The following is a 15,015-nucleotide window of genomic DNA, read 5'->3' as shown; positions in this document are numbered from 1 at the left end:
CTACTGGAGCGTCATCGGCGCATACTGCCAATCCGGACGCAGTTCTGCCGCCTCTCGCAGGTAGGCATGGCGGACGCGCACCTCAGCGGGTAGGTTGATTTGCAGCAGCAGGCGGATGCAGCGCGGTAGGCTCCCTTTCACCGCCATTTGCTGCAAATCCAGCAGCGGCACATCGTTCCAACCGGGGCGCTGGCGGGCAATTTTGGCCGGAAAGACAGCATCCAGATCTGGCGTAACGGAGAAAATCAGGTTCACGATTTCGTCCGGGTCGAGGACTCCGGGGTTGAGCCGTTCCAGTTCTTCCAATAGCTCGATTACCGCTTCGGCGATCGCCCCTTCCGTATTCTCTGCAACTGTCGTTGCGCCCCGAATTGCCCGAACTCGCCAACCCACAGATTTGTCCTCCCGTTTTGAGTATTTAGGAAATGGAGCGTAGAAGGATTGGGATTGGGAGAAGGGTTACTGCTCCGCCATGCCATCACTTCGTGACTCCATCACCCCGCCTATGGCCGATACATCCACAGCGGCACACCGCTCGTCGCCAGTTCAAATTCAATCCAATCTGTAGCCGAAGATAGCCTGTGGGTGAGCAAACTGCCAAGGCGATCGCCCTGCATTTCACTCCCCGTTCGCAATCGGCGAAGCAAGCTCTTTTTCTCCTCGATGTTAAACGTGCGAGTCTTTTCTGGATCGAGGCCAGCCAGTTCGCAGGCCCAGCGGCGGGCATCTTCCTCGGTTCCCAGGCGATCCACCACACCCAGTTCCAGCGCTTGTTGCCCAGTGAAAATCCGTCCATCGGCAAAGCCCCGGACGGTTTCAACCGCTAGGTTCCTGGCTTCAGCCACCGTTTGCACAAACTGACCGTAGCTCGTGTCAATCAGCTCTTGCAGAATATGTTGCTCTGGCTCTGTCAGTTCTCGGTCAAAGGCCAGAATATCTTTATACGGGCCAGATTTAATCACCTTGAAGGACACGCCAATTCGCTCCAGCAGGCGCTCCAAATTATTGCCCCGTAGAATGACACCGATACTGCCCGTCACCGTACCAGGGTTTGCCACAATATGCTGTGCGCCCATGCCAATATAGACACCGCCAGAGGCTGAGATATTGCCAAAGCTGGCGACGATTTTGATTTTTTCACCCAGCCGCTTTAGCGCTTGATAGATTTCCTGAGAATCGCCCACTGTTCCACCAGGGCTGTCGATTCGTAGCAACAGTGCAGGAAACTTCCGCTCCTCGACTTGCTTGAGGGCTTCCAGGACGCGCTTACGAGTGTCACTGGCGATCGCCCCCGCCACCTCAATCCGGGCAATCTGCTTGCGAAACGACGGCTTAAAGAGCCTCACCATAGGTTTTCTAACTAACAAAAATTACGCTCAATTCTACGATTCTAAAGCGGAATCGCAGGTGTCCTCAAATTCGCAGCCAGGATGCAACTGCTGAACAGCCCCAATCCTGCAACCATCCTCTATGATCGAAAATCTATGCCCCTTTTGCGCCTCGCGGCCCCTGGAGGAACCCTGGTCTACACTCGTCCCCTCGCCCGCCTGATTGAACAGTTACAACGGCTTCCTGGCGTTGGGCCCAAATCGGCTCAGCGGCTGGCGCTGCACATTCTTAAGCGGCCAGAAGAAGAAGTGAAAGCCCTAGCCCAGGCGTTGCTAGAGGCAAAACAGCAAGTCGGACTGTGTTCCGTTTGTTTTCACCTGTCGGCCGAACCCGTCTGCGACATTTGCAAAAATCCCAGCCGCGATCCGCAGCTCATCTGCGTGGTAGCCGATTCTCGCGATGTCATCGCCCTAGAAAAAACCCGCGAATACAAGGGCAAATATCACGTTTTGGGCGGCTTGATTTCTCCGATGGAAGGCATCGGCCCCGACCATCTCCATATTTCACCCCTGGTTAAGCGCGTAGCCCAGCAGGGGGTTGAGGAAGTCATCATGGCCATCAGCCCCAGTGTAGAAGGCGACACCACCACGCTTTATGTTGGGCAACTGCTAAAGCCGTTTACCAAGGTCACCCGCATTGCTTTTGGGCTGCCGATGGGGGGCGATCTGGAATACGCCGACGAGGTGACGCTGGCGCGGGCGCTAGAGGGCAGGCGAGAGCTAGAGTAGCGAGAGTAAACGGAAAGGCAAGCGTAAAGGTAAACGATCAGCAGTAAACAGTCAGCAGTAAACGGTCAGCAAGGATGCCAGCGTTCACTTGCCAGCGTTTACTTTAGGCTTTGTCCCCACCTTTCCAGACCGACTCAAAATCGGGGCACTGCTCCCCTTCCCAGCCAAACGGGTGCATTCCGCAGACCAGCATCGTGCCGCCGTAGACCTGGCCGTGGTAATTGCGGCAGCCGACGCAGGCGGGATGACGGTTGAGAATGGGGTCAACGGTTTGGTTAAAGGGCTGCACGGTTTCCTGGATGGTGCTTTCTACGCCCGTCACCGCATTGATAAAGGGAGCCAGCCACTCTTCCATCTGGCGATCGATCTGGTCGAGATCGGGGGCGATCGCCTCATTCAGCCGCTCTGCCACTTCGTCCGACCATTCAAAAATTGCATCCACCGCCTCATTCACGTCGCGGTTAATCTCTTCTAGGAACTGTTCTACTTGCTGGGCGATCGTCTCAAACATAGGTCTTAGGGGTTGGGGATCAAGTTTTAGAAGTCAGGGTCGGGCGGCAATACCAAGCAAGGGCAAAGGTTGGGATCAATACGGAACCTAGAATCAGCGCGATCGCAGCCCTGCCAAAGCAGACACTCTGCCGCTCCTCATCCCCAATTCCGAATCCCCAGTCCCTAATCCCGTTTCAGCCGTCTCAGTTCCTCTTGCAGCTTGGCGACTTGCTGACGTAAATCATCCGCCGTTGGCTGGCTCGGCGACTGGCCCGATGTTGCAGAGTTTTCGGTTGCAGAGTTTTCGGCGGTCGGCTGGCTAGCAGAGGGCGTTGGCTCTTCCTCATCCGTCAGAATCTCGATGCGGCGCGGCTCCGTGGGTTTTTCGGGGTCACCCCCAGCAGGCTGCTGAGCGCGGTTCATCATCTCTTCCACCATGCGGCGGGCTTCTTCGGCGCTGATTTCGCCACGAGCAACCATTTCATCCGCTAGCTTTTGCGCCTGCACCCGCAAATCTGCCAGCGTGCTGCCCGCTTTTTCGCCTGCGTAGGATGCTAGCCCAACCCCCAGATAAAATGCCTTTTGAACCAAATCTCCAAAGCCTGCCATAGCGATGTGGCTCCTCTGTCAAGCGTCTAGATGTTGCAAATGTTGCAATATTCCGATGTTGCAATATTCCGATGCTGCAATATTGTGAGTTGCAATACTGCAATGTGGCGATGTTGCGTTAGAAGTTAACCAGACAAACGCACAAACGTATGCGAAATCTTGCCGAGTATTGCCGAAAGACTACGCAGCCGTCTGGCGTTTTTCCAGTGGTCAATACTATTCAGCATAGCGGTTTAGCGAGGTGGTTAACCGGGTGGGATTTCTAGACACCCAGGTACGGACATTTGTGACAGACATCTGTGACGGACATTGATAGCGGACATTGATAGCGGAATGGCCCAGCGATCCTGCTCTCACCCTCCGCACCCCAACCCTCCGATTACTGCTGCCAGTATTTATACGCTGCGTAGGCCATCGTCACCACGCCCGTCACGATCGCCGTTTCGTCTACATGAAACTGGGGATGGTGCAGCGGATAGTTAGGCTTGTCAGCAAAGGCTACACCCAGGCGAAACATAGTGCCAGGAGCATGTTGCAGATACAGTGAGAAGTCCTCTGCACCGAGGGAGGGTTCTAAAAGAATTTGGACGCGATCGCCCCCCCAGGCTTCCGATGCCGCCGACTCCATAATCTGCGTCAACGCTGGGTCATTTTGTACCGAAGGCACACCCCGGCGATAGTTCATCGTGTACTTTGCCCCATAGCTCTGACAGACATTCGCCACGATTTGCTCGATCCAGACCGGCAGACTAGCGCTGGTTTCAGGATGGAGCGATCGCACAGTCCCCAGCATCCGCACCTGATCCGCGATCACATTCGGTGCCCGCCCGCCCTGGATTTGCCCAATTGTTAGCACCACTGGACGCAGCGGGTTTTGCGTTCTACTAATCGCCTGTTGCAGCGTCGTTACCACCTGCGATGCAATCCAGATCGCGTCGATCGCCTCATGCGGCCGCGCCCCATGCCCCGACTCGCCCATAATCACCAGTTCCAAATCGTCCGCCGCCGCCGTCAGTGCCCCATAGCGAATCCCCACCGATCCCCCCGGAATCGTCGGAAACGTGTGAACCCCAAAGATAGCCGTCACGCCCTCCATCACCCCATCCCGAATCATCCAGCCTGCGCCCTGCGCCGTCTCCTCCGCAGGCTGAAACAAAAACCGAGTTGTGCCTGGAAACTGAATCCCCAACTGCGCTAGCACCATCGCTGTCCCCAGCCCCACGGTGGTATGCACATCATGACCGCAGGCGTGCATAATTCCCGGCTGCCGCGAAGCAAATTCCAGTCTTGTACGCTCCTGAATTGGCAGCGCATCCATATCCGCGCGAATTGCCAGCATTCGGGAGTCTCTATCTGTACCGCGCAGTTCTGCCACTACGCCTGTCTTGCCGACTAGTTCCTGCACATGCAGTCCACAAGACGACACCACTCCTGAAACATAAGCGGCCGTCTGGTATTCCTGTCCGCTCAGTTCAGGATGGCTGTGCAGATGGCGGCGAATTTCAACCAGTCGGGGGGCAAGGCTCGCAGCAAGATCTTTAATTTGGCTCAGCATGGAGACAGACAATGGTAGAGGTTAACCTCATAATAAAGAGTTGTTAAGAAAAGGTTCCACTGGCCGCCTCCATCACCTCATCACCCTATCACGGTTCATCCGTACCAAATCCCGCCACAAAGGATACATTAGAAGAACAGTCTCTTCTCTATAGTCTTTTCTCTCTAGTCTTTCTCTCTTCTCTCTAACGCTGCTTTGGAGAATCGCACCCTATGGAGTCCATCGTTGCTGCCCTTGCTCTCCTAATTGTGGGTTATACTGTCGGCTCCGTCAGAATTATCAATCAGGGCACCGAGGCGCTAGTAGAGCGGCTGGGGAAGTTTCACCGTAAGCTTACGGCAGGGCTGAATTTTGTGGTGCCGTTCCTCGACACGATTGTTCTAGAAGAATCCACCCGGGAGCGCGTGCTGGATATCGACAAGCAAAAGGCGATTACCGGAGACAACGTATCGGCTGACGTAGACGCAGTAGTCTACTGGCGGATTTTGCAGCTAGAGCGCACGTTCTATGCCGTGGAAAATATTGAGGAAGCGCTGGAGAGCCTGGTGACGACGACGCTCCGTTCCGAAATTGGGCGGATGAGTCTAGCTCAGACCTTTTCCTCTAGAAACGAGATCAACCAGGCCTTGCTGCACCAGCTTGACGAAGCAACTGCAACCTGGGGCGTGAAAGTGACGCGGGTGGAGGTGCAGAGCATTGAGCCTGCCCCAGATGTGCTGCGGGCAATGGAGCTAGAGCGTGCTGCCGAAAGTAAAAAGAAGGCGGCTATTTCTGAAGCGCAGGGCAAAAAACAGGCAGCAATTGAAGAAGCCGAGGGTGCGGTGCAATCCATGAAAATGATCGCGGATGCGCTAAAGTCTCAGCCCAACAGCCGGGAGATTATGAAATATCTGGTCGCACAACGATACGTCGATGCCAGCTATCGACTTGGCGATAGCCCAAACTCCAAAATTGTGTTCATGGATCCGAAGGCACTGACCGAAGCCCTGAGCGAGCTAATCGATCCCAATGCTCCACCGCCCAGTCAGCATCCACTCAATTCGCCAAAAGAGTGATAAGCCGTTCTTGACCCTAGTGTCCTGCTAAAACGGACGGAGTAGAGGTATCGAGCTTCACGAAGGCTTGATGCGGGTTTGATATACATCGATCGGGCTTGCATCAAGAAGACGCAGCCATTTCCTCCAATCGCTCTTGCTGGTCTTTGGAAATGCAAGACTGGATCAAATCTTCCAGATCGCCCTCCAGAACAGCGTTGAGACTAAAGTTTTGGTTTAGGCGATGGTCGGTGACACGATTGTCCTTGTAGTTGTAAGTCCGAATTTTTTCGGAGCGTTCACCCGTACCAACCTGAGAGCGGCGCATTGAGGTGACGGCTTCTTGCTGTTCTCGCAGCTTGATTTCGTAGAGCTTGGCTCGCAAGATTTGCATGGCGCGTTCGCGGTTTTGAAGCTGCGATCGCTCTTCGGTGCAAAATACGCGAATGCCTGTTGGTTTATGGATCAGGTCAACAGCGGTTTCCACCTTGTTCACGTTCTGCCCGCCTGCGCCACCCGATCGCGCTGTTTTTAGCTCGATATCCTTTGGGTCGATCTCCACTTCCACATCATCGACTTCCGGCATGATAGCGACCGTCGCCGTCGAGGTGTGAACCCGCCCGCCTGCTTCCGTCACGGGGACTCGCTGCACTCGATGAACGCCAGCCTCGAACTTGAGCTTGCTGTATACCTGGTCGCCCTGAATTTCCAAAATGGCTTCTTTAAAGCCGCCCATATCCGCCAGCGACTCACTGACCATCTTGACCCGCCAGTTTTGGCTTTCGGCGTATCGGGAATACATCCGCAGCAGATCTCCGGCCCAAATACTGGCCTCGTCTCCACCTGCACCGGCCCGAATCTCCAGCATGATGTTCTTATCATCGTTGGGATCTCGCGGCAGCAGCAGCACCTTTAGCCGATTTTCCAGGTGCGCGATTTTTTCTTCTAGCTCGTCTACTTCCAGGGCCGCCATTTCCCGCAGTTCTGCATCGCCACCCGCGTCTTTCAGAATCTGTCGCGCCCCTTCTAGGTCGCTTTGGGCTTTTTTCCATGCGTCAAAGGTCGTCACCGTTTCTTCTAGTGACGACCGAGTTTTAGCAAGCTTCTGGAACTCCGTGGGATCGGTTGCAATATCGGGATCAGCCAGCCGCCGCGTCAGTTCGTGAAAGGTTTGCTCTACAGAATTCAGCTTGTCGAGAAGATAGGCTTCTGCCATAGCGGTGGGAGTGGGAAAGAACGATAGGTGAGGCGAAGGGTTCGCCACCCGTGAGGGTCAAAACTCAGAAAATGGAGGCGATCGCCAACTTTCCTATCGCTACTTCTTCTTATCCGCCGCTGCGCCATCGCCCGTGCGCGAGTCGGTCATCCCATACTTCCGCAAGAAGCGCTCCACGCGACCCTCAGTGTCGATAATCTTCTGAGTGCCCGTATAGAAGGGATGGTTGCCAGACCACACATCGACGTGCAGTTCGGGCTTAGTAGAACCAACAGTCATGACCAGTTCACCGTTGCAGTAAACCTTGGCTTCGGGATACCAAGTGGGATGGATGTCAGGCTTTGGCATAACAGTCTCAAGTCTGTTGCTTTTCAAGGGTTGTCAAGGATTGTCAAACAGTCAATGCAGGCGATCGGGCGAGGTGCAGCCTACGTCGCCCCTACAGCCAGTCTAGCGCTTCGAGTATTGGGGAGCCTTGCGGGCCTTGTGCAGACCGTACTTCTTCCGCTCCTTAGCACGGGGATCGCGGGTCAAGTAGCCTTCAATTTTCAGCGGCTTGCGGTTCTCAGGGTCTAGTTCGCAGAGCGCCCGCGCTACACCCAGGCGGATTGAGTCTGCCTGGCCGGTCAGCCCGCCACCTGTTGCATTCACCAACACGTCGTATTCATTTTCCAGTCCCAGGGTTTCCAGCGGCGCTTTGGCGATCGCCAGATAGGATGGGTTGAACTGGAGATACTCTTCTCCGGGGCGGCCATTCACGATCAGCTTGCCCGTACCAGGCACCAGCCGAACACGGGCGATCGCCGACTTGCGACGACCCGTCCCCCAGTACACAACACGACCAGACTTCTCAGTAGCTTGCATTCTTACTTCTCTCCAGGAATCGTTTTAATCGTCAAAACTTCGGGCTGCTGAGCCGCATGAGGATGGGTCGGGCCCGCGTAGACTTTGAGCTTGGTAAACAACTGGCGACCCAAGGAGTTCTTCGGCAGCATCCCCTTCACGGCCTGCTCTACAATCCGCTCTGGCAGGCGAGACTGGAGCTTGGTAAAGTTCTCCACCTTCATGCCGCCGGGCCGCCCAGAATGACGACGGTAGAGCTTTTGGGTGCGCTTTTTGCCCGTCACGTCTACTTTCTCAGCATTCACGATGATTACGAAATCACCCGTGTCCAGATGTGGCGTAAAGGTCGGCTTGTTCTTGCCGCGCAGCACATTGGCGACTTCGCTGGCCAGCCGTCCGAGGCGCTGATCGGTCGCATCGACGACGTACCACTTACGCTCAATTTCGGTTGTGGGAGGAAGATAGGTCTTGTTCATGATGTTCTATCAGGTTCCAGGAGGGTCAAAGGGTTAGGAAAGGCTCGTAGGAGGCTAAGAGTTAGGAGGCTTAGGCAAAAGAGGAAAAGGGCTTGACGACGCACTAGCTAGACGAGGCAACGGCGATCGCTGGCTCGGTCAGCGGCAAGAGGAACTGGGGCTGCGTGTCATACCAGAGGCTCGGCTCAAAGGGCGACTCAGGATAGCCTACGCGCAGCAAGCAGAGTCCCTGCGGCGGAGCGGCATACTTAACCTCGTCCCGGCGCTGCTCTTGCCAGAGGCGGGTAAACTCGGTGGGCGATCGCTCTCCCCGTCCCACATCAACCAGCATTCCCACCAGCAGACGCACCATGCCGTAGAGGAACCCGCTTGCCTGGATCTCTAGCTGCACAAAGGGCCCGCGTCGGACACACTCTACCGCCTGCACATCGACCCAGGAATGGGCCCGCTTCGAGCCAGCCCGGTGAAATGCTGCCAAGTGCTGTCGCCCCAGCAATGGGGTCAGCGCTGCCTGCATGGCTTCAACATCCAGCGGCGCATGATAATAGTGCCAGCTAAAGGGGCGGACAAACAAATTGGGGCAAGCGTCAGTGTAGAGCGTATAGCGATAGCGTCGCCAAATCGCTGAAAACCGAGCGTGCCAGGAACGATCCACCGGGGCCGAAGCTCGAATTAGCACGTCTTCTGGCAGGCGGCTATTGAGAATATCGCGCCAGCGGTAGGGCGGAATTAGGGTCGCCGCATCAAAATGAGCCACCTGAGCGGCTGCGTGAACGCCAGAATCGGTTCGCCCTGCGCCATGCAGCGTCACAGAATGCCCCAGCACAGCGGCGATCGCCCGCTCAATTTCTTCCTGGACGGTGCGATGCTGCGCCTGCCGCTGCCAGCCGTGAAACCGAGTGCCCAGGTATTGAATGACCAGGGCAACCCGTTGCGAATCTACCGAGCAGGCTTCCCCTGAACTAGCAGACTCCTTTAGCGTTGGCAGCGCGATCGCCATAGCCAGATGCCTACATCCTCAGGTCAGTTCGATAATCGCCATTTCAGCGTTATCGCCCCGGCGGCTTACGGTTCGCTGAATGCGAGTATAGCCCCCATTGCGATCGCCATAGCGCTCCTTCGCACCCTCAAACAGGGCGTGAACAAGCTGCTTGTCATAAAGGTAGCCCAGAGCCTCACGTCGAGCAGCCAGAGAGCCGTCCTTTGCAAGCGTAATCATTCGCTCTGCTTCGGAACGGACTGCCTTGGCCCGCACCTTGGTCGTTGTGATGCGACCGTGACGAATGAGTTCGGTGGTCAGCGCTCTGAGGAGAGCGCGCCGCTGATCTGCGGGCTTACCCAGTTGTGGAACACGACGACGGTGACGCATATCACTTAGAAATTAAACTAAACAGCAAAACGAAAGCAGTACGGTAAAGTTCCTACCCAAAGTCCTTACCCCTTGCCCAGCCCCGATACGGCATAGCAAGTCAGAACCCCAACGACCTTAACCAGTCTTGGCAGGCTTTTCATGGGGCAGGGTAATCCCCATGCGAGTTTGAAGCGCCTCGATCACCTCTTCGGCAGACTTCGCACCAAAGTTTTTGATTTCTAACAAATCTTCTTGGGAGTACTCCAATAAATCCGCCACCGTATTGATCTGGGCCCGTTTCAGACAGTTGTAGGCGCGAACCGAAAGATTCAGTTCCTCAATCAAGATCTGGTTGTGGGGATCTTCATCATCCGAGAAGATGGGCCCAATGTCATCAATCGTGATGTCCTTCAGCGGGGTAAACAGATCCACCAGAATACTGGCAGCCTGACTCAGGGCATCTTGAGGAGTGATGCTACCATTCGTCCACACTTCCATGATCAGGCGATCTTTTTCTAGAGACCCGCCAACCCGTGCATCCTCAACGGTGTAATTCACCTTACGCACAGGCATGAAAATTGAGTCGATCTGCAAATAATCAACCGCCGAAGAGTCATCCCGGCTCCGATCAATAGCTCGATAGCCGATGCCCTTCTCGATCTTGAACTCCATCTCCAGCACAGAACCTGCGGAAACCGTCGCGATGTGCTGAGTCTCATCCACCACTTCGACATCAGATGGAAGATCGAAGTAAGCAGAGGTGACTTCCAGCGGGCCCTCCACCCGAAGCCGTCCAATCTGGGGCTGAGAAGAGTAACTCTTCAGCACGACTTCCTTCATGTTCAGCAGGATGTCGAGGGCATCCTCTTTCACACCCGGCACGGTCATAAACTCATGCGTCACCCCTGCAATGCGGACTGCCGTAACCGCAGCCCCCTCTAGGTTCGACAGCAGCACACGTCGGAGTGCATTTCCGACCGTCGTACCCTGACCCCGCTCCAAAGGCTCAAGAACAAACTTGCTGTATAGACTCTGGTTTTTCCCCGTTTCGGACTCTATGCACTCAACCTTGAAATGTGCCATAGACCAACCTCTCTTCTCCTTAGCCACAGAAGGCAGGCAACCTTCTTATGTTTTCAATGTTCTCGTCTGCCAGCGCTCTATCCCCTTGCTCTGGAGAAACAAAACCTAACTGGTCAGCCTAGCAAAGATATCAACCGTCGAAACAAAAACCAGCGCTTTATCCCTCAACTGAATCCGCTCGACTCCCTGCTTGCTGAGCTTCCGGCAGTCCTTGCTCCAACAAAGCAGGAAAGACTAGACTCGCCGCCGCTTGGGAGGACGACAGCCGTTGTGTGGGATAGGCGTTACGTCGCGGATTAGTGTGATTTCCAGTCCAGCGCCCTGGAGCGCCCGAATGGCAGTCTCCCGTCCTGACCCAGGGCCACTGACCATCACCTCAATCTGACGCATTCCCTGATCCATGGCGCGACGAGCCGCATTTTCAGCAGCAGTCTGAGCCGCAAAAGGGGTTCCTTTCTTGGCCCCTTTGAAGCCGCTGGAGCCAGCAGAGGCCCAAGAAATCGCCTCTCCATTTGCGTCCGTGATCGTCACGATCGTGTTGTTGAATGTGGACTGGATATGGGCAACACCGCTGGGGATGTTCTTCTTTTGCTTCTTGGGGCCAGTTCGTTTCGTGGGTTGTCGAGCCATTTCTCTTCGCTAAGTCTAGGAATAGGGTTTACTTTGTCAAACCAAGGGTAGTCAAACTGCTAGGACAGGGAAATAGATTCAGAGAGATGGGGTGGATAGGCGTGGAAGATTGGACTGGCAACACCTGAGAGGAACGTAGAAGGGCGATCGCCCTCAAGCAGCCTTAGAGATGGGACTAAAAGCAGAGCTGGGACCAAAAGCCTTCCCGCCCACAACTATCTCGATCGCTGAGGCAAGTAGGTCGAGCAATCAGATACAACCACACCAAAGAGGGAACAAAATCAACACGCTAGTTCACTTCTGGAAAAAGCGCCCTGACAAAGCCAGCCATGCACTGGTTCACACAAGTCCGCCAGCACCACCCTCAGCCTATTGTCTACTTCTTGCCAGGAGCCTTCTTCTTGCCAGCCACCGTGCGCCGACCGCCGCGACGGGTTCGAGCATTCGTGCGAGTCCGCTGTCCGCGAACGGGCAGACCCATCCGGTGCCGCCGACCGCGATAGGTGCCGATGTCCATCAGGCGCTTAATGTTCAGGGATTCCAAACGTCTGAGATCACCCTCGACCTCATAGTCAGACTCCACCGTTTCGCGCAGGGCTGCAACATCTGCGTCGCTCAGATCCTTAACGCGGGTATCGGGGTTCACACCCGTCTTCGCGAGGATTGCTTTGGATCGGGTTAGCCCGATGCCATAGATATAGGTCAAACCGATCTCAACACGCTTATCGCGAGGAAGATCCACTCCGGCAATTCGTGCCACGCTTTGTACTCCTACTTCTGCCGCTCAGCAATGAACTCAACTTCAAATTGACCTAAGATAGGTCGATTCAACCACTCAACGTACTAACCCTGCCGTTGCTTATGCTTGGGGTTAGAACAAATCACCATAACTCGGCCGCGGCGACGGATGACGCGACACTTCTCACAGATTTTCTTGACGGATGCTCGGACTTTCATGCCCCGAAATGTCCCAAATTTGACTACTGACTACAAACCCAATATGTTATCAACTTTTTAGATAAAATGTCAAGGAAAAGTCTTAGATTAAATACCTCGCCTGTGGGCAGGCGATCGCGCTAAACGCCATCAAAAGCTATTCACACTTGAATGCAGTGCCTCTCCTACTTCTTATTTCGGAGGCGATAGGTAATTCGCCCTTTGGTCAGGTCGTAGGGTGTTAGCTCGACCTTGACGCGATCGCCCGGCAAAATTTTGATGTAATTTCGGCGAATCTTGCCCGAAATATGTGCCAAGACGTTAAATCCGTTGTCTAAGTCCACGCGAAACATGGCGTTGGGCAACGAATCCGTTACCGTTCCTTCCATTTCAATCAGATCCTGTTTAGACAATGCATCCTCCTAAACTACAAGCGATTCAAGCCAGTGACTCAGACCAGTGATCCAGACCCCATAGCGCTTTGAGCGTGCTAATTTGCAGCCTAGAGCGATCCTGCCTCTCTGATGTTCCAAACGGGTATTCCAGACATATCCATCACAAAGGGCCTTGAAGCAAACCGCTTCCATACCCCAGGGAACCGTTGAGTACCCTAAACACCTAAAAAATGCGCCATCTATTAGATTAACAAATACTCCAAGAACCTGCGTGTGTCGGTATCCGCGGCACGACCAATGAGCTTGGAACGGTCTGTCCAAACGTGTTTTTTCAAGCCAAGCTAAGCTGCCTAGCTGCTAATCAACTGGCGTAGCGCCGCCCCCACATGCTCAATGGATTGATTGCCATCGATTGAAACAAGCTGCTGGCGATCGCGATAAAAGTCAATCAGCGGCGCAGTTTGATTGCGGTATACCGCCAGACGAGTACGAATCACTTCCTCGTTATCGTCTGTCCGCCCTCGGCCCAAGAGGCGGGCCACCAAAACCTCATCGGGCACTTCCAAATTGACGACACAATCGCAGGACTGTTCAATTTCTGCCAATAGTTCATCAAGAAACTTGGCCTGCTCAACATTACGAGGAAAGCCGTCCAAAATCCAGCCTTCTTGGGCATCTGGCTGGCTGAGGCGATCGCGCACCAAGTCCAGAATCAAAGCATCCGGCACCAACTCCCCGCGATCCATGTAGGACTGAGCCTTTTGCCCAAGCTCGGTTCCGCCTGCCACAGCAGCCCGCAAAATATCTCCTGTAGAAACATGAGGAATCGAAGCGCTAGCCGCTAGTTCGGCCGCCTGAGTTCCTTTGCCGGCTCCAGGGGGTCCTAAAAATATCAGTCGTGCCACTATTGCTTCACCATCCCTTCATAGCGCTGCGAAATTACATAGGTCTGAATCTGCTTTGCCGTGTCAATTGCGACACCCACCAGAATTAGCAGTGACGTAGCACCCAAGCCCTGAAAGGTCGTCACGCGGGTCGCGCCTTCAACGGCAGCCGGAACAATCGCAACCAATCCCAGAAAAATCGCACCCAAAAAGGTCAGTCGGTTCAGCACCCGTTCAATATAATCACTCGTTGCCTTACCAGGACGAATCCCCGGCACGCTTGCACCCATCTTCTTAAGATTCTGGGACATGTCCACTGGATTAACCACCAGCGATGCATAGAAGTAGCTGAAGAACAAGATCAGCAGCAGCAGCACCAGCACGTAGACCCAAGTGCCTGGCCGTAGGTAAGACAGCACCCGCGTCACCATCTCGTTATCCCCAAAAAACTGCGAGAGGTAGATCGGGAGAGACAGAACCGCCGTAGCAAAAATAATCGGCATCACGCCGCCCTGATTGAGGCGCAGCGGCAGATAGCTGCTCTTTTCAAGGTAGAGTTTGCGCCCAACCTGGCGACGGGCAGAGATGATGGGAATACGCCGGGTTCCCTCTTGAACAAAAACGATGCCGACGATCATTGCCAGGAACACCAGGAGCAGAATGATCACGCCGCTAACCACGCTGCGATCGCCACTCTGGGCAAGGTCGATGGTTTGTCCGAGCGATCGCGGCAAAGTTGAGACAATGCTGACGAAAATTAGCAGCGACGCACCATTGCCCACACCCCGCTCCGTGATCAGCTCACCTACCCACATCACAAACATCGAGCCAGCCGTCAGAGCCAGCACCATTTGTGCAATGAACAGCGGCCCAGGCGACTCAGCAAACTGGTTCACAAAAATCGCTAGACCCAGGCTTTGAATAATGCCCCAACCCAGTGCAACGTAGCGCGTAATTTGAGCAATCTTGCGGCGGCCCGCTTCTCCCTCTTCCTTTTGCAGCTTCTCAAGACTGGGGAGCGCAGCCGTCAGCAGTTGCAGAATAATAGACGCATTAATATAAGGCAAAATACCCAGTGCAAAAATACCCAGCGTCGAGAGTCCTCGACCCGTAAACACATCTAAAAAGCCAATGATGGCCGATAAAGCGCCGGTCTCTGTGGCCGCCTGAAAGGCCTGTCGATTAATGCCAGGGATCGGGATAAAGACACCCAGCCGTACCAGAATCAACATTCCCAAAGTCAGCAAAAGTCGTCCTCGCAGTCCGGCTGCTTGGGCCATCTGCAAGAAAGTTTCCTGCGCCGTGGGTGTCTTATCGCGCACCATAGTCTCAGTACCTCTCCCTCTATAAAACTAAGCAGAGCAGGAGAGCCAACCACTCACCGCTCTGCCTTG

At 54.6% G+C, this 15,015-nt stretch carries 20 protein-coding genes; 2 read left to right on the top strand and 18 right to left on the bottom strand.

From position 1 onward, the window contains the following. Positions 1-393 (bottom strand): chorismate mutase, encoded by a 393-nt coding sequence (aroH, locus tag IGS51_RS17840; RefSeq protein WP_172358416.1) that lies wholly within the window; start codon positions 391-393, stop codon positions 1-3. A gap of 110 nt (positions 394-503) precedes the next feature. Then, the gene (sppA, locus tag IGS51_RS17835; protein WP_297080140.1) at positions 504-1,349 is read right to left on the bottom strand and encodes a signal peptide peptidase SppA; all 846 of its coding nucleotides are present in this window, start codon (positions 1,347-1,349) and stop codon (positions 504-506) included. 135 nt (positions 1,350-1,484) lie between these two features. Here sppA and recR point away from each other — a divergent pair, with 135 nt between their 5' ends. Then, complete coding sequence (gene recR / locus IGS51_RS17830; RefSeq protein ID WP_297080139.1) at positions 1,485-2,117, top strand: recombination mediator RecR; 633 nt, start codon at positions 1,485-1,487, stop codon at positions 2,115-2,117. Positions 2,118-2,220: 103 nt separating this feature from the next. Here the strand turns inward: recR and IGS51_RS17825 are convergent, their stop codons facing one another. The 3 genes from IGS51_RS17825 to IGS51_RS17815 form a co-directional block, all read right to left on the bottom strand. Then, positions 2,221-2,628, bottom strand: coding sequence for a hypothetical protein (locus IGS51_RS17825; protein WP_297080138.1), 408 nt, complete (start codon positions 2,626-2,628; stop codon positions 2,221-2,223). Between the two features lie 164 nt (positions 2,629-2,792). Further along, a complete protein-coding gene (locus tag IGS51_RS17820) occupies positions 2,793-3,218 on the bottom strand; it encodes a phasin family protein (RefSeq protein ID WP_297080137.1) in 426 nt (141 codons plus the stop codon). Between the two features lie 379 nt (positions 3,219-3,597). After that, on the bottom strand, positions 3,598-4,773 hold the full coding sequence (locus tag IGS51_RS17815; RefSeq protein ID WP_297080136.1) for a M20 family metallopeptidase: 1,176 nt from the start codon (positions 4,771-4,773) through the stop codon (positions 3,598-3,600). Positions 4,774-4,985: 212 nt separating this feature from the next. Here IGS51_RS17815 and IGS51_RS17810 point away from each other — a divergent pair, with 212 nt between their 5' ends. Then, entirely contained in the window at positions 4,986-5,828 is an 843-nt protein-coding gene (locus IGS51_RS17810) for an SPFH domain-containing protein (protein ID WP_297080135.1), read from the top strand. A gap of 103 nt (positions 5,829-5,931) precedes the next feature. Here IGS51_RS17810 and prfA read toward each other — a convergent pair whose 3' ends face one another. From prfA to secY, 13 genes are all read right to left on the bottom strand, one after another. After that, the gene (gene prfA, locus IGS51_RS17805) at positions 5,932-7,023 is read right to left on the bottom strand and encodes a peptide chain release factor 1 (protein WP_172358423.1); all 1,092 of its coding nucleotides are present in this window, start codon (positions 7,021-7,023) and stop codon (positions 5,932-5,934) included. A gap of 99 nt (positions 7,024-7,122) precedes the next feature. Beyond that, entirely contained in the window at positions 7,123-7,371 is a 249-nt protein-coding gene (gene rpmE, locus IGS51_RS17800) for a 50S ribosomal protein L31 (RefSeq protein WP_068510035.1), read from the bottom strand. A gap of 102 nt (positions 7,372-7,473) precedes the next feature. Next, entirely contained in the window at positions 7,474-7,887 is a 414-nt protein-coding gene (gene rpsI / locus IGS51_RS17795; protein WP_068510037.1) for a 30S ribosomal protein S9, read from the bottom strand. 2 nt (positions 7,888-7,889) lie between these two features. Next, the gene (gene rplM / locus IGS51_RS17790; protein ID WP_297080134.1) at positions 7,890-8,342 is read right to left on the bottom strand and encodes a 50S ribosomal protein L13; all 453 of its coding nucleotides are present in this window, start codon (positions 8,340-8,342) and stop codon (positions 7,890-7,892) included. 103 nt (positions 8,343-8,445) lie between these two features. Then, a complete protein-coding gene (truA, locus tag IGS51_RS17785) occupies positions 8,446-9,342 on the bottom strand; it encodes a tRNA pseudouridine(38-40) synthase TruA (protein ID WP_297080133.1) in 897 nt (298 codons plus the stop codon). Between the two features lie 18 nt (positions 9,343-9,360). Next, positions 9,361-9,711 carry a 50S ribosomal protein L17 gene (gene rplQ / locus IGS51_RS17780; protein ID WP_277772171.1) on the bottom strand — a complete coding sequence of 117 codons (351 nt, stop codon included), beginning with the start codon at positions 9,709-9,711 and terminating at the stop codon, positions 9,361-9,363. 117 nt (positions 9,712-9,828) lie between these two features. Continuing rightward, positions 9,829-10,776, bottom strand: coding sequence for a DNA-directed RNA polymerase subunit alpha (locus tag IGS51_RS17775; protein WP_297080132.1), 948 nt, complete (start codon positions 10,774-10,776; stop codon positions 9,829-9,831). Positions 10,777-11,010: 234 nt separating this feature from the next. Then, positions 11,011-11,406 carry a 30S ribosomal protein S11 gene (gene rpsK, locus IGS51_RS17770; protein WP_068510048.1) on the bottom strand — a complete coding sequence of 132 codons (396 nt, stop codon included), beginning with the start codon at positions 11,404-11,406 and terminating at the stop codon, positions 11,011-11,013. 376 nt (positions 11,407-11,782) lie between these two features. Beyond that, a complete protein-coding gene (gene rpsM / locus IGS51_RS17765; RefSeq protein WP_068510050.1) occupies positions 11,783-12,166 on the bottom strand; it encodes a 30S ribosomal protein S13 in 384 nt (127 codons plus the stop codon). Between the two features lie 83 nt (positions 12,167-12,249). Continuing rightward, positions 12,250-12,363 carry a 50S ribosomal protein L36 gene (gene rpmJ, locus IGS51_RS17760; RefSeq protein WP_006618079.1) on the bottom strand — a complete coding sequence of 38 codons (114 nt, stop codon included), beginning with the start codon at positions 12,361-12,363 and terminating at the stop codon, positions 12,250-12,252. A gap of 164 nt (positions 12,364-12,527) precedes the next feature. After that, positions 12,528-12,755, bottom strand: coding sequence for a translation initiation factor IF-1 (infA, locus tag IGS51_RS17755; protein ID WP_058881950.1), 228 nt, complete (start codon positions 12,753-12,755; stop codon positions 12,528-12,530). A gap of 332 nt (positions 12,756-13,087) precedes the next feature. Continuing rightward, on the bottom strand, positions 13,088-13,642 hold the full coding sequence (locus IGS51_RS17750; RefSeq protein WP_297080131.1) for an adenylate kinase: 555 nt from the start codon (positions 13,640-13,642) through the stop codon (positions 13,088-13,090). Continuing rightward, positions 13,642-14,946: a preprotein translocase subunit SecY gene (secY, locus tag IGS51_RS17745; protein ID WP_277772174.1), complete on the bottom strand. Its 1,305-nt coding sequence runs from the start codon at positions 14,944-14,946 to the stop codon at positions 13,642-13,644. The genes IGS51_RS17750 and secY overlap by 1 nt, the downstream gene beginning before the upstream one ends. Between the last annotated feature and the right edge of the window lie 69 nt (positions 14,947-15,015).

Origin of the sequence: Thermoleptolyngbya sp. M55_K2018_002 (genome assembly GCF_015295965.1) — a bacterium.
In the GTDB taxonomy this organism is placed as follows: domain Bacteria; phylum Cyanobacteriota; class Cyanobacteriia; order Elainellales; family Elainellaceae; genus Thermoleptolyngbya; species Thermoleptolyngbya sichuanensis.
Note: the sequence above shows the minus strand (reverse complement) of the source record. Positions and strands in the feature narration are given on the sequence as shown.

Excerpts from the sequence above, each read along its gene's own strand:
- IGS51_RS17825 (WP_297080138.1), bottom strand. The coding sequence starts at position 2,628 with ATGTTTGAGACGATCGCCCAGCAAGTAGAACAGTTCCTAGAAGAGATT.
- truA (WP_297080133.1), bottom strand. The coding sequence starts at position 9,342 with ATGGCGATCGCGCTGCCAACGCTAAAGGAGTCTGCTAGTTCAGGGGAA.
- recR (WP_297080139.1), top strand. The coding sequence starts at position 1,485 with ATGCCCCTTTTGCGCCTCGCGGCCCCTGGAGGAACCCTGGTCTACACT.
- rplQ (WP_277772171.1), bottom strand. The coding sequence starts at position 9,711 with ATGCGTCACCGTCGTCGTGTTCCACAACTGGGTAAGCCCGCAGATCAG.
- rpsI (WP_068510037.1), bottom strand. The coding sequence starts at position 7,887 with ATGCAAGCTACTGAGAAGTCTGGTCGTGTTGTGTACTGGGGGACGGGT.
- rpmE (WP_068510035.1), bottom strand. The coding sequence starts at position 7,371 with ATGCCAAAGCCTGACATCCATCCCACTTGGTATCCCGAAGCCAAGGTT.
- prfA (WP_172358423.1), bottom strand. The coding sequence starts at position 7,023 with ATGGCAGAAGCCTATCTTCTCGACAAGCTGAATTCTGTAGAGCAAACC.
- rpsK (WP_068510048.1), bottom strand. The coding sequence starts at position 11,406 with ATGGCTCGACAACCCACGAAACGAACTGGCCCCAAGAAGCAAAAGAAG.
- IGS51_RS17815 (WP_297080136.1), bottom strand. The coding sequence starts at position 4,773 with ATGCTGAGCCAAATTAAAGATCTTGCTGCGAGCCTTGCCCCCCGACTG.
- IGS51_RS17775 (WP_297080132.1), bottom strand. The coding sequence starts at position 10,776 with ATGGCACATTTCAAGGTTGAGTGCATAGAGTCCGAAACGGGGAAAAAC.
- sppA (WP_297080140.1), bottom strand. The coding sequence starts at position 1,349 with ATGGTGAGGCTCTTTAAGCCGTCGTTTCGCAAGCAGATTGCCCGGATT.
- IGS51_RS17810 (WP_297080135.1), top strand. The coding sequence starts at position 4,986 with ATGGAGTCCATCGTTGCTGCCCTTGCTCTCCTAATTGTGGGTTATACT.
- secY (WP_277772174.1), bottom strand. The coding sequence starts at position 14,946 with ATGGTGCGCGATAAGACACCCACGGCGCAGGAAACTTTCTTGCAGATG.
- rplM (WP_297080134.1), bottom strand. The coding sequence starts at position 8,342 with ATGAACAAGACCTATCTTCCTCCCACAACCGAAATTGAGCGTAAGTGG.
- rpmJ (WP_006618079.1), bottom strand. The coding sequence starts at position 12,363 with ATGAAAGTCCGAGCATCCGTCAAGAAAATCTGTGAGAAGTGTCGCGTC.
- IGS51_RS17820 (WP_297080137.1), bottom strand. The coding sequence starts at position 3,218 with ATGGCAGGCTTTGGAGATTTGGTTCAAAAGGCATTTTATCTGGGGGTT.